General features: G+C 71.0%; 16 protein-coding genes and 1 pseudogene. 14 read left to right on the forward strand and 3 right to left on the reverse strand.

The features are described 5' to 3' along the window. Nucleotides 1–48 precede the first annotated feature (48 nt). The gene (locus tag CR470_RS28190) at nt 49–504 is read right to left on the reverse strand and encodes a helix-turn-helix domain-containing protein (RefSeq protein WP_097870326.1); all 456 of its coding nucleotides are present in this window, start codon (nt 502–504) and stop codon (nt 49–51) included. Nucleotides 505–697: 193 nt separating this feature from the next. Here CR470_RS28190 and CR470_RS28195 point away from each other — a divergent pair, with 193 nt between their 5' ends. Further along, nucleotides 698–1,549, forward strand: a complete 852-nt coding sequence (locus tag CR470_RS28195; RefSeq protein WP_097870327.1) for a hypothetical protein — start codon at nt 698–700, stop codon at nt 1,547–1,549. Continuing rightward, the gene (locus CR470_RS28200) at nt 1,546–1,740 is read left to right on the forward strand and encodes a hypothetical protein (RefSeq protein ID WP_097870328.1); all 195 of its coding nucleotides are present in this window, start codon (nt 1,546–1,548) and stop codon (nt 1,738–1,740) included. The genes CR470_RS28195 and CR470_RS28200 overlap by 4 nt, the downstream gene beginning before the upstream one ends. Before the next feature lie 78 nt (nt 1,741–1,818). Here CR470_RS28200 and CR470_RS28205 read toward each other — a convergent pair whose 3' ends face one another. Continuing rightward, nucleotides 1,819–2,079, reverse strand: a complete 261-nt coding sequence (locus tag CR470_RS28205) for a hypothetical protein (RefSeq protein ID WP_257138942.1) — start codon at nt 2,077–2,079, stop codon at nt 1,819–1,821. 369 nt (nt 2,080–2,448) lie between these two features. On the opposite strand from CR470_RS28205, the gene CR470_RS28210 reads away from it, so the two are divergent. The 4 genes from CR470_RS28210 to CR470_RS28225 all read left to right on the forward strand — a co-directional run bounded on the left by CR470_RS28210 (nt 2,449) and on the right by CR470_RS28225 (nt 4,410). Beyond that, complete coding sequence (locus CR470_RS28210; protein ID WP_097870330.1) at nt 2,449–2,859, forward strand: hypothetical protein; 411 nt, start codon at nt 2,449–2,451, stop codon at nt 2,857–2,859. A gap of 152 nt (nt 2,860–3,011) precedes the next feature. Next, a complete protein-coding gene (locus tag CR470_RS28215; RefSeq protein WP_097870331.1) occupies nt 3,012–3,614 on the forward strand; it encodes a phage tail tube protein in 603 nt (200 codons plus the stop codon). 113 nt (nt 3,615–3,727) lie between these two features. Then, nucleotides 3,728–4,018 (forward strand): hypothetical protein, encoded by a 291-nt coding sequence (locus CR470_RS28220; RefSeq protein ID WP_097870332.1) that lies wholly within the window; start codon nt 3,728–3,730, stop codon nt 4,016–4,018. A 65-nt stretch (nt 4,019–4,083) separates the two neighbouring features. Next, the gene (locus CR470_RS28225; protein ID WP_097870333.1) at nt 4,084–4,410 is read left to right on the forward strand and encodes a hypothetical protein; all 327 of its coding nucleotides are present in this window, start codon (nt 4,084–4,086) and stop codon (nt 4,408–4,410) included. A 319-nt stretch (nt 4,411–4,729) separates the two neighbouring features. On the opposite strand, the gene CR470_RS28230 is transcribed toward CR470_RS28225, so the two are convergent. Continuing rightward, entirely contained in the window at nt 4,730–5,158 is a 429-nt protein-coding gene (locus CR470_RS28230) for a hypothetical protein (RefSeq protein WP_179892390.1), read from the reverse strand. 101 nt (nt 5,159–5,259) lie between these two features. Between CR470_RS28230 and CR470_RS28235 the strand changes: the two genes are divergently transcribed. From CR470_RS28235 to CR470_RS28270, 8 genes and pseudogenes are all read left to right on the forward strand, one after another. Further along, entirely contained in the window at nt 5,260–5,928 is a 669-nt protein-coding gene (locus CR470_RS28235) for a hypothetical protein (RefSeq protein ID WP_143663887.1), read from the forward strand. A gap of 38 nt (nt 5,929–5,966) precedes the next feature. Continuing rightward, nucleotides 5,967–7,166, forward strand: coding sequence for a phage tail protein (locus CR470_RS28240; protein WP_097870336.1), 1,200 nt, complete (start codon nt 5,967–5,969; stop codon nt 7,164–7,166). Further along, nucleotides 7,163–8,446: a tape-measure protein gene (locus CR470_RS28245; protein ID WP_097870337.1), complete on the forward strand. Its 1,284-nt coding sequence runs from the start codon at nt 7,163–7,165 to the stop codon at nt 8,444–8,446. The genes CR470_RS28240 and CR470_RS28245 overlap by 4 nt, the downstream gene beginning before the upstream one ends. A gap of 44 nt (nt 8,447–8,490) precedes the next feature. After that, a complete protein-coding gene (locus CR470_RS28250; protein ID WP_097870341.1) occupies nt 8,491–9,435 on the forward strand; it encodes a phage distal tail protein in 945 nt (314 codons plus the stop codon). Between the two features lie 51 nt (nt 9,436–9,486). Next, on the forward strand, nt 9,487–10,686 hold the full coding sequence (locus tag CR470_RS28255; RefSeq protein ID WP_097870338.1) for a hypothetical protein: 1,200 nt from the start codon (nt 9,487–9,489) through the stop codon (nt 10,684–10,686). An 8-nt stretch (nt 10,687–10,694) separates the two neighbouring features. Beyond that, a complete protein-coding gene (locus CR470_RS28260; RefSeq protein ID WP_097870339.1) occupies nt 10,695–11,801 on the forward strand; it encodes a hypothetical protein in 1,107 nt (368 codons plus the stop codon). A gap of 3 nt (nt 11,802–11,804) precedes the next feature. After that, nucleotides 11,805–12,521 carry a hypothetical protein gene (locus CR470_RS28265; RefSeq protein ID WP_097870340.1) on the forward strand — a complete coding sequence of 239 codons (717 nt, stop codon included), beginning with the start codon at nt 11,805–11,807 and terminating at the stop codon, nt 12,519–12,521. A 75-nt stretch (nt 12,522–12,596) separates the two neighbouring features. Continuing rightward, nucleotides 12,597–13,161: pseudogene (locus CR470_RS28270) on the forward strand (phage tail protein); the annotation flags it as partial.

Genomic DNA, 13,161 nt, shown 5'->3' on the forward strand with positions numbered 1-13,161 from the left:
AGATGTGTATAAGAGACAGGGGCGCGGGCGGGCAGCGGGGCGCGGGCGTCAGTCGGAGGCGAGCGGCGCCCGGCGCCCGGCGGCGATGGTGGCGGCCGCCGCCGGATCGGGGAGGAACTGACCCGCGACCCGGACGAACATCTCGCGCTGGTCCGCCGGTACGCCCAGGGCCACAGCGGCCTCTTCCAGGGTGAGCGGACGGCCTCCGGCCGGGGCCGATCCCGCCGGGGCGGACGGCAGCGGCAGGTCCTCCTCGGTCAGGCGCCCGGAGCGGATGAGCATGTCGCGCACCGGGACCTGGAGCACCTGGGCGAGACGCCGGGTGGTCTCCAGGTCGGGCATGCTCTGCCGCTGGAGAAGGCGGGTGATGGCGGCCCGGTGGACCCCGGCCTCGTCGGCGAGGCGGGACTTGCCGCCGCCGCGTGGACTGTCGATGTCGAAGCCGCGCCGACGGATCAGTTCCTCGATCCAGGTCGCGAAGCTGTCGAGTTCGCCCGTGGTCATGGGGCACTCGCCTCCCTCCGAAGCACGTTCAGACTATCGCGCTTGCGCGCAAGGAATTACCCCTCCGCCCATACCGTTTGGGAAGAATCTGTGGAGATAAGAGGCTGAGGACCCCCCGAAACGCCTTGCGTGCGAGCGCGCAACGTGTCAGTGTGCGGACTCGCAACACCCTGTGCGGGGAGAAGGGATCGCCATGACCACACCGAACACATCCACACCGACCACGCGGCAGCCGTCCGGAGCGCGGGCCACCGCCCGGAAGCCCGGACGCAAGAGCCCCAGGGCCGCGGACCACACGGGCGTGGACGCCTCCGCCGCGGGCGCCACGGTCGCGGACGCCATCCGCTGGATCGAACTGCTGCTGCGTCAGTTCCCGGAACTGCTCGTCGAGCTCGCCCCCTCCTACCGCTCCCCCTCGGCCCCGCCGACGGCCCCGTCCTGGGGCTCCCCCGCCACCCCCGCCGGGCCGACCCGCGCCGAGCGCGAGGAGGCTCTGCGCGCCGAGCAGGACCACGGCCTGACCCCGTCCGGGTCCCGCACCTCCCCGCTGCGGCTTCACATCTCCGACGCCGTACGCGACATCACCGACGGTGTGGTCGAGCTCGACGAGGCCGTACACGACCGGCTGCACCTGCCCCGCCCCCGCCGCGAGCAGGTCGCCGGGCGGCTGCTGCGCGTCGCGGGGCTCCTCGACCGGGCCGCCGACGACGACGTACTGCTCGCACACATCCGGGACGAGGCCCGCCGCATGGCCCGCCGCTGCGCCCGCGCCCTGGGCGGCGCCGAACCGGTGGTGCGGGTGAGCGGGCGCTGCCCGTGGTGCGCGTCGGTCTCCCTGCGGGCCTTCCCCGCCCGCCGGGCGGTGCTCTGCGTCAACCCGGCCTGCCGCTGCGCGGACCGCTCCTGCGACTGCCGTACGGATCCGGCGCACCGGCACGCGTGGAGCGAGGGTGCGTGGGCGCGGCTCGCGGCGGAGTCCGGCGGCGACCTCGTCGAACTCACCGCATCGACCGAGGACACCGCGCGGCGGGAGGGCACGCGATGACCGCCGCGACGCTGCTGACGGGCGAACTCGCCGCGCACGAGGCGGGCGTGAAGCCCGCGACGATCCGCAAGTGGGTCCAGCTGGGCCACCTCAGCCCGGCCGGCCGACAGGGCCGGGCGCACGTGTTCCGACTGGAGGACGTCTTCGCCGCGGAGCGGGCGGCGCGGCGGAAGGCTCCCGAAGCGCGCTGAGGGACACGGCCGATGGCCGAGGGAAGGAAAAGGAAGGGGCGGCCCGTTCGGGCCGCCCCTTCCTCCGTGCCTCCCCGGCTACTCCTCGGGCGCGGACGACATGCGGAGCACCTGGGCCCCGCCCTCCGCACCCCCGGACGCCAGCGCGATCGCCTCGCCCCAGCCGCTGCGGAACCCCCGCGTCTCCGCCTCGACGGCGACGCGGGCACCGACCTTGCCGACGACGGCGGTGAGCGTGTGGGCGACCTCCGCGGTGTACGTGCCCGACTCCCCCGACTCCGCGGCCACTTCCACCGCGGCGGCCACGACATCGGCCAGCCGCTCCTGAGCACTGATCACCGGCTCACTCCCGTCCACCCGCTCCCCCGTTCCCTCGCCCCACACGCCTCGTCAGGACGCTCTCCTCTTCAGGACGCCTTCCTCTTCAGGACCGTCACCTCTCGAATACCTGTTCGATAGCCGCAGACTAACGCACCCTCGGTGGCGATGCGGGGAGGCGGGGATCGGTCCCGGCCACATGTCCACGCGAGGCAGTCACCCATCGACTCCCGCCAAGGAAATTGCACCTCCGCACCATGTGGTTGCGCGCGCGCACGATCTGAGTCACAATAAGTGCAGCGGCGGAGCTGCGCCCACCCTCCGGGCGCGGCTCCGCCGTCCGCGTTCCCGCCCCTTCCCCACCCCGCGAACAGGAGTGATCGCCCCGTCATGACTTCACCTCCGAGCACCTTCCCCGACGTGGAGGCCATCGTCGTGGAGCTCCTCTCCGACCGCCCGGATCTCGCGGACGCGGTCGTGGACGAGACCCCGCCGCCGGGCTTCGACGGCACCCAGCAGGCGGTGATCGTCTCCCGCCGCGGTGGCGCGTGGATCGACGACCTCCACCTCGACCAGCCGCTCATCGAACTGGAGGCCTACGGGCCGGACAAGGCGACGGCCCACCGCCTGGCGAACGCCGCCCGCGCCGAGCTGCTGTCGGCGGTCGGCCGGACGTACGGGACGAGCCTCGTGATCACCGATGTGGTCGAGGCCGACGGTCCGCGCTGGCTGCCCGAATTCCTTCACCCCGCGGCCAACCGCTACGTCTGTGTCCTGCGCGTGTCGCTGCGCATCGGCTGAACCACCGGCACCCGCCGAGCGGCCACCCACGCATCACCCGTACCGACCGGGCGCCTCCGAGCGCCCCCACCGACAGGGCCCCGTCACCGGCGGGGCCTTCGCCGTACCCACGGCAGGCACCACCCACGGAAAACCATCTGAAGGAGCCATCCATGGCAGGCAACAACTCGTCCGAGATCCGCGTGGCCGGAACCGGCCGCATCCTCATCGCGGACGTCAACGCCCCCCTCCCGGAGGTCTTCTCCGACGACCCGTCGGCCGACTGGGGCACGGGGTGGACCGACCTCGGCTACACCTCGACGGACGGAGTGGCCTTCTCCAAGAAGGACAAGCTGGACCCGGTCGAGACGTGGCAGTCGATCAGCCCGGCCCGGTTCGTCTACGCGGACCGTGACCTGACGCTGAAGTTCTCCATGCTGCAGTTCAACGAGGACACGCTGCCCTTCTTCCTGGGCGGCGCGGCGGCGGACATCCGCCGGGACGCCACCAAGCCGGACATCGTCCAGTTCGACGTTCCGGACGGCCCGACCTTCGACGAGCGCGCCCTCGGCCTGGAGTTCACCGACGGCACGGCGGTCACCTACCGCTTCGTCATCCCGCGCGGCCAGGTCACCGCCACCGATGACATCAAGCTCGCCCGCAAGGCCGCCGCGATGCTCGGTGTCACCTTCACCGCGCTCTCCCCGGGCGACGGCCAGGCGCTCGCCACCTTCGTCATGAAGGACGCCGCCTACAAGGTGCCGGCCGGCGCCTGATCCCCCCGCCGGGCGGGACCGGAACGCTCCGGTCCCGCCCGGCACCCCCGGGGCCCTCGCCGCCCAACCCCGCTCTGTCCTGTTTCTGCTCTGCGTAAGGAGACCCACCACCCATGGCTTCGTTCGACGTCAACGCAGCACGCGCCCAGCGCCTGGAAGCGCTCGGCCGCTCCTGGTCCTTCGACCTGGACGACGACACCTTCGAACTGCCCACCGAGCTGGGCCGCGCCACGGCCAAGGCGCTCCGCGGCCTCGACGACAACGACGTCGACGGCCTGCTGAAGCTCCTGCTGGGCGAGGAGCAGTTCGCGCGCTTCGAGCGCCACGACATCACGATGCAGGACATCGCCGCGATCCTGGAGGCGTACGGCAAGGAGACCGGGCTCGGCCTGGGGGAAGGCTGAGCCTCGACGCGTTCGCCGAAGAACACGCCGAGGCCCTCGAAGCCGACCTGCTGCGGCACTACGGCGTGGACCTGCTCGACTGGCACCGCGGCCGGCTCTCCTCCCGCCGGCTCGCGGTGCTGGTCAAGCACATGCCACGCGACAGCGCCACCACCCAGCAACTCCACGGCGAGAGCGCCGAATGGGCCGTCACCGACTACCTGCTCGCCGCAGCCGTCGACCATCTCGCCGCCGCCAACTGGATGTTCGCCTCGGTCAACACCGACGAGGACTCCGACCCTCCGGAGCCGCCCGTGCCGGTGCCGAGGCCGGGGGACGAGGCCTCCGCCGACGAGCCGGCAAAGGCGCCTGAGGCGCCCAGCCCGAGCGATCTGGCCCGCTTCTTCTCCTGACGGGGGACCGCCCGGACCAGGTCGGACGGTGAGGAGAAGCCCCACGAGGGCCCCCGCCCCCAACGCGCCCATGACCGAGGACAGAGCAACGTCGAACCCCACGCGGCTCAGCACCTCGAAAGCAAGCATCGAGGGCCCCGGATCACCGGGTGGTGAATCACTTCTACCGGGTCACCCATCTCCACCGGGGGGGCGAGCATTTCGAGGAGTGGACCACGTATTCCTCGTCGCCACCTGCCGAATAAGCGCAGATGACACTGGTGAGCGCGGGCAGCCCGGGCCCCGCGGGGCCAACCCTGGAGCTCCCGGAATGCTCGCTCTAGCCCGGAAACCATACCCGGTGCACGAGCCACGCCATGGCCACCAGGCACGCCAAGCCGCTCGCCAAAATCACCGGGACCGCCACCGTCATGTATATCGCGTTCGGAACGAGCGAGCCTACCGGCCAGAGGTCGGCCACCTTGGGATCGCGCGGAAGGTAGACGATTTCCACCTCACCGCCCCTTTGCGGGAGTACACCCTGCCAACCGGCGGCCACCATTCTATGGGACTCACCGAGCTCGTCCGTGAAATCGACGACGACCCCGCTGCCGTACCGGCCACTCGTATACCCCGAACACACCCCCTTGGTGCGCACTCCTTTTCGGGCCAGGAGAACCTTCTGCCAGAACATCGCCACCAGGACCTTGAGTCCTACGTAAGCCAAGAAGGAAACGCCACCGAGTATCACTAAAGCGACAAAAGCCAAGATTTGCATCGGATGCCGAATCCTCTCTGTGCAAGTCACCGCGGACATTAATGTTTGCCCACCCTGCCGTCAATGAGGTGCACCGAGAGAAGGGGACAGCAGTGAGTGAAGAGTACGAACGGCTGGAGCGAGAGCTCGATGCAGCCCGGACAAGGATCTCGACGTTCGTCGAATCACTGGCCAGTGCGGGACAACGAATAGCGGCCCTTGAGGCGGTGAACACGAGAGAGGCAGCCGCTGCCGCACAGCTGGACTGGTCGAAAGAGACGCTCAGCAAGATCGACGAGAAGTGGATGAGCGATCACGCCGCCATCGCGGACCAAGTGCTCTATTGGAGCACACAGACCTTCAAAGTCGACCCGGCGGTCCTTACGGCAGCGCCAGAAGTTGCCTCGCTGTCTCCCCAGATTTTCGAAGTGGATGCCAACGGAATCGACGTGTTCGGAGTCCAGATCATCGACTTCTTCAACCAGGACAAGTTCAGAGGCTGGGCGAGGGGAGTGCTGGGATTTTCCGAAGCCGGTTCGGCGTCACCCGCAGGGGGGCCGGACACCCCCTCGCCCGCCCCGTCCGATCTGGTTGACGCAGCCGCATCCCAGAACCGAGAGATATTCCAGTACCGGGAGGAATCATCCGGCTATCTCCGCCAGATAAAAGAAACACACACGAACGCCAAAGCATTCGCACTCGACATACGCGACAGGACGACGAGAGCCAGAAATGAATTCGTGGAAATCATCAGGACGATTGACCAGGCACTCGGTTCCTGACTCTCGCTCCCGGAACCAACTGGACGACAGGAAGAACTATGCCTCTGCTGCGCTCGCTCAATCAGGCATCCACGGCACTGGGGAACTTCAGGTCGAGGGCTGACACCGCCGCCCGGGCAGCGAGCGGTCTGCAGAGCAGGGCAACGGGCAGCGACCGCGAGCTCAAGAAGCTCAAGACCTCCGCCCAGGCCTCCGCCCGCCAGCTCACCGCCATCCAGCGCGCCGCCGACAAGGCCGACCGCTCGATGGCCAAGGCCGGCCGGACCGCCAAGAAGAGCGGGCCCCAGGTCGGAACCTTCAAGTCCGGGGCCGACAAGGCGTCCAAGGGCATGAAGGGCCTCAACAAGTCGATGAAGGGCAACCTCGTCGGCCAGCTGCTCTCCCTGCTCGCCCCGCTCGTCGAGAAGGTGGTCGAGATGGCCACCCGTTCGAAGACCATGCAGAAGGTCCTCAAGGCCGCTTTCGCCGCGATCAAGAAGGTCATCAGCTCGGTCATGAAGGTCGTCGGGCCGATCATGAAAAAGGCCGGCGCGCTGATCAAAAAAGTCTGGGACGGCATCAAGAAGGCGATCACCGTCGTCATCAAGGCCGTCGCCAAGGTCATCACGACCTACTTCAACGCCTGGAAGAAGATCATCACCACGGTGATGAACGCCGTCAGGAAGGTCATCTCCAGCGTCTGGAACGGCATCCGGAAGATCATCACCCCCGTCGTCAACTGGATCCGCAACGTCATCCCCCAGGCCTTCAGCCGTGTCAAGGAGAGGCTGTCCAGCATCTGGGGCGGGCTGAAGGGCATCGCGAGCCGCGCCTTCAGCAGCATCACGGGGGCGGTCAAGGGCCCCGTCAACGCCGTCATCCGGCTCATCAACTCCGCGATCGGCAAGCTCAACCGCATCAAGGTCTCGATCCCCGGCTGGGTCCCCGGCGTCGGCGGGAAGACCTTCGGCATCAGCCTGCCGAAGATCCCGCAACTGGCGGCCGGCGGCATCGTGGCCCCGCGCAACGGCGGCGTCCACGCCATCGTCGCCGAGGCCGGTGAGGCCGAGGCCGTACTGCCGCTGTCCAAGCTGGACCGGCTGCTGCGCCACACCGCCCGCCGGGCCAGGGCCGACTCGGTCAACGCCACGGCCGGCGCGATGGCCGGATTCCAGATCGAGAACTACTACGAGGCGTCCTCCTCCGACCTCCAGGAGACCGCCACCGCCCTGCTGTTCCTGTCCAAGGCCCGCGGATGAGCGCCGCGGCCCTCCGGGCCGGGACGGACCCGCTCGCCGGGGTCGCCGGCGCACTGAACACCTTCCGCACCAGGCTCACCGCGGCCGGACGGTCCGTCCGCACCGCCGCGCGGACCCTGGGGCAGGCATCGACGGCAGCCGACCGGATCAAGGGCTCCGCCACGTCCGCCGGCGTCCAGCTCCGGCAGATCAGGACCGGGGCGGACGCGGCCGGCAAGTCCCTCACGAAGACAGGCCGTACAGCCGGCCGGACGGCGACCCAGCTCCGTACCGGCAGTGCCAAGGCCCGCACCGCCGTCGCGCCCCTGAACTCGATCGCCACCGAGGGCGCGCGGTTCAGCGGAGCCGCCGGCGTCCTGGGCAAGGGCTCGGGCACGGTCTCCAAGCTCATGGGCTTCTTCGGCGGCGCGCTCACCGTCGCCTCCGGCGCGATGACCGCCGTCAACGTCGCCATGCGCGCGAACCCCTTCGGGTTCGTCCTCGGCCTGGTCACTCCGCTGGTCGGCTTCCTGATCGAGTACGCGCTCAACTCGCAGGCCGGCCAGAAGATCATGCAGCAGGTCTTCGACCAGGTCCGCAAGGTGTTCCAGGGGATCTGGAAGTTCCTCGGCCCCGTCCTCAAGGCGTACGCCACCGTGATCTCGGCCTACTTCAAGGCCGCCATCAAGGTCATCACCACGGTCCTGGCCGTCGTCGGCCCGCTCCTCTCAAGCGGCTTCCACTCCACCCGGAACGCCGTCACCTCCGCCACCCTCGCCCTCTCGGGCCTCGTCCGCCGTGCCTGGAGCGGTTTCAGCGCCGTGATCCGGCCCGTCCTGAGCTGGCTCACACAGAAGATCCCCAGCATGTTCACCCGGGTGAAGAGCGCCCTGTCCCGGACTCTGAGGGGCATGGGCCGCTTCATCAGCACCGGCATGCAGGGTGTCATGGCCGCCGTCACCGGGCCCGTCAAAGCGCTGATCTCCTTCGCCAACTGGGTCATCGACGGCCTCAACAAACTGAGCTTCAGCTTCTTCGGCAAGAAGTTCGGCGTCGACCTGCCCAAGATCCCCCAGCTCGCCGAGGGCGGCGTCGTCCAGCCCACCGGGCCGGACACCGCCTCCGCCGTGCTGCCGCTCTCCGCGCTCAGCCGACTGCGCCCCGCCGAGGCCGCACCGCGCACGAACGGCCCCACCCGCCCCGCGGACCTCACCCGGCTGCACACGTACCACGCGACCGAGGGCAACGGACCGCTCGCCGTCGCCGGCGACCTGCTGTTCCTGTACGGGGCGGCGGCGTGAGCGCCCACCACCCGCCCCACGACTGAAGCGAGGTGACGGCCCGCATGGCCGAGACCACCACCACATATCCCCACGAGACCGCACCCGGCTCACTGATCACCCGCGACGGGCAGATCCAGTGGGCCGGACTGCTGATGGGCCCCGGAACGCCGTACGAGATCGACCGCACCGGCATCACCGGCTGGGACGACCTGCCGGTCCTGGACACCGGCGACATCTCCCGCCCCGACCAGCACGGCGCCTGGCCCGGTGCCCGCTGGGCCCAGCCCCGCATCGTCGGGGCCTCCCTCTGGCTGCTGCCCCGGAAGACCGAACAGGCCCTCGGCGTCCTCTCCGCCTTCCGCGCGGCCACCGGAGCGGACGGCGGCGAACGCTGGCTGGCCGTACGGCTGCACGGCCAGACGCTCGCCGTCCGGGCACGGGTGAGCCGCCGCGTCGTACCGCAGGACCGGTCCTTCGTGGTGCACGGCACGTCCAGGACGAGCATCCAGTGGACCGCGACCGACCCGCGCCGCTTCGGAGCCGTACTGCGGGAGGCCCGGGCGTCCCTGCCCGTGCAGGAACCGGGCCTGGTCTGGCCCGCCGAACCGGGCGTCGCCGGCCTGGGGCTCCAGTGGCCGCTGGAGTGGGGCGCGACCGGCACCGCGGGCACCTGCACCGCGGTCAACCAGGGGGGAGCGGCGGCCCTCCCGGTCATCGAGTTCCGGGGGCCGCTCCGGCGCCCCACACTGACCCGGCTCGGTGACGGCCGACAGCTCCAGTACGACATCGTGCTCGGCCCCCAGGACGTCCTGACCGTCGACACCGAGGCGGGCACCGTGCTGCTCAACGGCACCGCCTCCCGGCTCTACACGGCAACCCCCTCCTCCGCTCCCGAGCAGCTGTTCCACCTGCCGCCCGGCACCACGGAGCTGGCCTTCCGGGCCGGGGACGCCACGCCCGACCCGCGAGCCTCGGTCACCCTGCGCTGGCGCGACGCCCACTGGTGACCCTCCCGCGACACCCGACCGACCACCACCACCCCTTCTCAGGAGGACGACATGCCTGTACGCAGTGCCTGGCTCATCAACCGCACCGAGACCGAGAGCGGTCAGAGCCGCGCCGACACCCGGCTCGCCCCGCTCGGCACCATGGCCCCGGACGGAGCGCTGACCGGACCGAGCGGTGTGATCCCCGGCTCCGTCGGCGGCGAGCACCTGATGTCCGGGCTCTACGTCTTCGGTGAGAGCGCCGGCATGAGGGTGACCGTCGCCCCGGGCCGAGCGGTGATCCAGGGCCAGGGGGCGGCCGGGGTCTACCCGGTCGTCCTCACCGACTACGCGAGCCTCGTGCTCGAGGACGGAAACGCCTCCAACGACCGTATCGACCTCGTCGTGCTGCGCGTCCACGATGCCCAGCACGACGGCGGCGTCCGCACCGAGGCCGTCCTGGAGGTCATCACGGGCAAGGCCGATGTCACCCCCGAGCAGCCGCCGGTCCCGCCGGCGTCCCTCCCGCTCGCCCGGATCGCGGTGCCCGCCGGGGCCTCCGTCGGCACGGGCGGCATCGTCTGGGCGGATGCCGTCTACGACCTGCGCGTGCCGACCGTGGCGGTCGGCGGCATCCTGGCCGAGTCCTGGAACCGCGACGTCACCGGGGGCTACCCGGGGCAGTACCGCGACTCCTCCGCCGCCCTGCAGCGGTGGGACGGGGCACGCTGGGTGAGCTACCCCCGGCAGACCGGCGGCATCGCCCCGCAGGGCGCGCTGGCCGCGGGGGAGTACACCGGCCAGTACCGCGACGAGAACGGGCGGTTGCAGCGCTGGGACGGCACCCTCTGGCGCCCGGCCGTCCCGTCCACCGCCTGGGCGCACAACACGGACGGCGGGTACTGCACCTCCACCTCCTGGGTGGAGGCGGTCACCGACACCACGGGCCCCACGGTCACCGCGACCTTCACCGTGCCGGTCACCGGCGCGGTCCTGGTGACCGTCGGCTTCATGGGGCACACCGGCGTCGACGGACAGTGGTCCCGCATGGGCGTCAACATCCGCAAGGACGGCGTCCTGGTCCTCGAAGCGAACGAGGTCCGCTCGGCGACGGTCGGGTCCAAGGCCATGACCTCGGTGTCCGCCACCTCCCGCATCACGGGACTGCAGCCCGGCGCGGTCTACACGGCGGTCTCCGCCTACACCACGTCGGCGACCAGCAACCGGGGCTGGTTCGACAACCGGTTCATCCGCGTCGACCCGCTCGTGTGAGGCAGCCCATGACCGCGTCCGTCACCACGCCCGTCTACCGGGCACTCTTCTGCGACCTGCGCACCGACCGTCTGCTGGACGTGCTGCCGCTCACGGAGACCAAGTTCGACGACTACATAGGCAAGCCCGGATCCCTCTCCGCCAAGATCCCCCTGCCCGGCGCCGCGCTGGCCGCCCGGGCCCGGGCGGCGCTCCAGCCCGGCCGCACCGCGGTCTGGCTGGAGCGCGACGGCGACATCTGGTGGGGCGGCATCCTGTGGACCTGCACGCCGGCCGCCGACGAACAGGGCCGGATCACGGTGCAGTTCCAGGCAGGCACGTTCGACTCGTACCTGGACCACCGCATCCTCGCCCACGACCTGACCGGCACCGGCACGGACCAGTTCGACATCGCCCGCACCCTGATCGCCCACGCACAGGAGCAGTCCGGCGGCGACATCGGCATCGAGCCGGGCCACGGCCGCTCCGGGGTGGTCCGGGACTACGCCTACGCCTTCACCGCACTGGCCCGTGTCCGGGAACTGCTGCACAATCTGGGCCAGTTGAGCGACGGCTTCGAGTGGCGCGTCCACTGCTACCGGGACGCCGAGGGTCGCCGGATCAAGCGGCTCCAGCTCGGCCACCCGCAGATCCGCACGGGTCACACGGACATCGTGCTGAACCACCCCGGCCACGTCCTCGCCTACAGCCTGCCGACGGACTCCACCGTGCAGGCGAACGTCTGGGTGGCCCGCGGCGACTCCGTCAACACCGACCAGTCGCAGGAGTCCCAGCCGCTCACCGCCCTCGCCGCGGCCCCGGGCGACCTGGCGGCGGGCTGGCCCCGCCTGGAGCTGACCTCCGACCACAGCGGCGTCACGGACGAGGCGACCCTGCGTTCGCTGGCCCGTGCCGAACTGGCCCGGCAGAACCGCCCCGAGGTCATTCCGGAGCTGACCGTACTGCTGGACGGGCAGATCACCCCGGCGCTGCTCGGCGCGCGCATCCGGCTGCGCATCCACGACCTGTGGCATGACGAGGGCCTCGACGCCGCCTACCGGATCGTCGGCATCGCCGTCACCCCGCCCCAGCGCACCAAGGCGGAGACCGCCGTCCTCTATCTGGAAGGAGCCTGACCCGTGGCCATCATCCCCACCGATCTCCTCGACCGTATCCGCGCACTGGAACGCCAGGTCAGGGAGCTGATGGGCAGCGCCAACACCACTCCGGCGCAGAACCGGATCATGGGCGGCGAGGTCGTCATCGGCGACCGGGGCCGGCTGCGTGTCCGCACCTCGGGCGACGAGGACCTGCTCTACCTGGGCCGGGTCCAGCCGGACCGCGGCGAGAACGAACCGCAGCAGGGCTTCGTCGTACGCCGCGACGACGGCTCCCTCGCCCTCACGGTGTGGACGGCGGCCCCGGACACGCTGCCCGTCCAGCCGGTGCAGATCCTCGACCGACGGGGCAACGTGGTCGTCGCCGACGACGCGATCCGCGGCGGGCTGGCCCGCCCCTACATCCCGTACCCGCTGCCGGGCCCGGCCGCCACCGCCCGCTGGGAGACCACCGGATCCACGGCGTGGACCACGCTCTACCGCGGCCCCGGCATCGCCCAGCACCCCCGGCTGCACTGTGTGATCGCCGCCGAGGGCAGTGCGGGCGCCGAGGTGCGGCTGCTCGTCGACGGCGTCCAGCTCGGCCCGCTCGGCGGACCGGGCGACGGGCTGGCCTTCGCCGAGCGGCTGCCCGCCGCCTTCGGCACCACGGTCACCTTCGAGATCCAGGCCCGGGTGGCGGCCGCCGGCGACACCCTGCGCTGCCGCCCCCTGGCCCTGTACGGCGTCCAGTCCTGAGCTCCACCGCACCCCGCCGGCCGGCCGCGGTCCACCGGCCGCCGCTCCCCGTCAACCAGCGAAAGGGGCACCCGCGTGCTGCCTGAGAGCATTCCCACCGTCACCGTCACCGCCCGCTACATGACCCCCGACGGACGCCCGATGAGCGGAACCGTCGAGTTCCGTCCCCCGGCCCTCCTCACCCACGCCGACGAGGACCTCTTCCTGGGCGGCCCGACCCGCGCCGCCCTCGACGCCGAGGGCCGCCTCAGCGTCGTCCTGCCCGCCACCGACGCCCCCGGCTGGAACCCGACGCTCTGGACGTACACCGTCACCGAGAGGCTCGCCGGTCTCGCCCGCGGCGGCCGGACCTATCAGATCGCGCTCACGGCCGGACAGCCGGCGGTGGACCTCGCCGACATCGCCCCGGCCGATCCGGCCGCCCCGCAGTACGTCGCCGTACCGGGGCCGCCCGGCCCGGCCGGGGAACTGGGTCCGCAGGGCCCGGCGGGACCGGCCGGCGCGGTGCACTCCGTCAACGGGCACACCGAGGCCGACATCGTGCTGGGCGCGGCGGACGTCTCGGCTCTCGCCGCCGACGCGGCGGGCGCGCCGGGCGGGGTGGCCACCCTCGGCGCCGACGGGCTGGTCCCGTCCGCCC

This window comes from Streptomyces sp. rh34, from assembly GCF_002551245.1.
In the GTDB taxonomy this organism is placed as follows: Bacteria; Actinomycetota; Actinomycetes; order Streptomycetales; family Streptomycetaceae; genus Streptomyces.

Coding starts and splice junctions, on each gene's coding strand:
- CR470_RS28260 (WP_097870339.1), top strand. CDS start 10,695: ATGACCGCGTCCGTCACCACGCCCGTCTACCGGGCACTCTTCTGCGAC.
- CR470_RS28215 (WP_097870331.1), top strand. CDS start 3,012: ATGGCAGGCAACAACTCGTCCGAGATCCGCGTGGCCGGAACCGGCCGC.
- CR470_RS28245 (WP_097870337.1), top strand. CDS start 7,163: ATGAGCGCCGCGGCCCTCCGGGCCGGGACGGACCCGCTCGCCGGGGTC.
- CR470_RS28255 (WP_097870338.1), top strand. CDS start 9,487: ATGCCTGTACGCAGTGCCTGGCTCATCAACCGCACCGAGACCGAGAGC.
- CR470_RS28210 (WP_097870330.1), top strand. CDS start 2,449: ATGACTTCACCTCCGAGCACCTTCCCCGACGTGGAGGCCATCGTCGTG.
- CR470_RS28240 (WP_097870336.1), top strand. CDS start 5,967: ATGCCTCTGCTGCGCTCGCTCAATCAGGCATCCACGGCACTGGGGAAC.
- CR470_RS28190 (WP_097870326.1), bottom strand. CDS start 504: ATGACCACGGGCGAACTCGACAGCTTCGCGACCTGGATCGAGGAACTG.
- CR470_RS28220 (WP_097870332.1), top strand. CDS start 3,728: ATGGCTTCGTTCGACGTCAACGCAGCACGCGCCCAGCGCCTGGAAGCG.
- CR470_RS28250 (WP_097870341.1), top strand. CDS start 8,491: ATGGCCGAGACCACCACCACATATCCCCACGAGACCGCACCCGGCTCA.
- CR470_RS28200 (WP_097870328.1), top strand. CDS start 1,546: ATGACCGCCGCGACGCTGCTGACGGGCGAACTCGCCGCGCACGAGGCG.
- CR470_RS28195 (WP_097870327.1), top strand. CDS start 698: ATGACCACACCGAACACATCCACACCGACCACGCGGCAGCCGTCCGGA.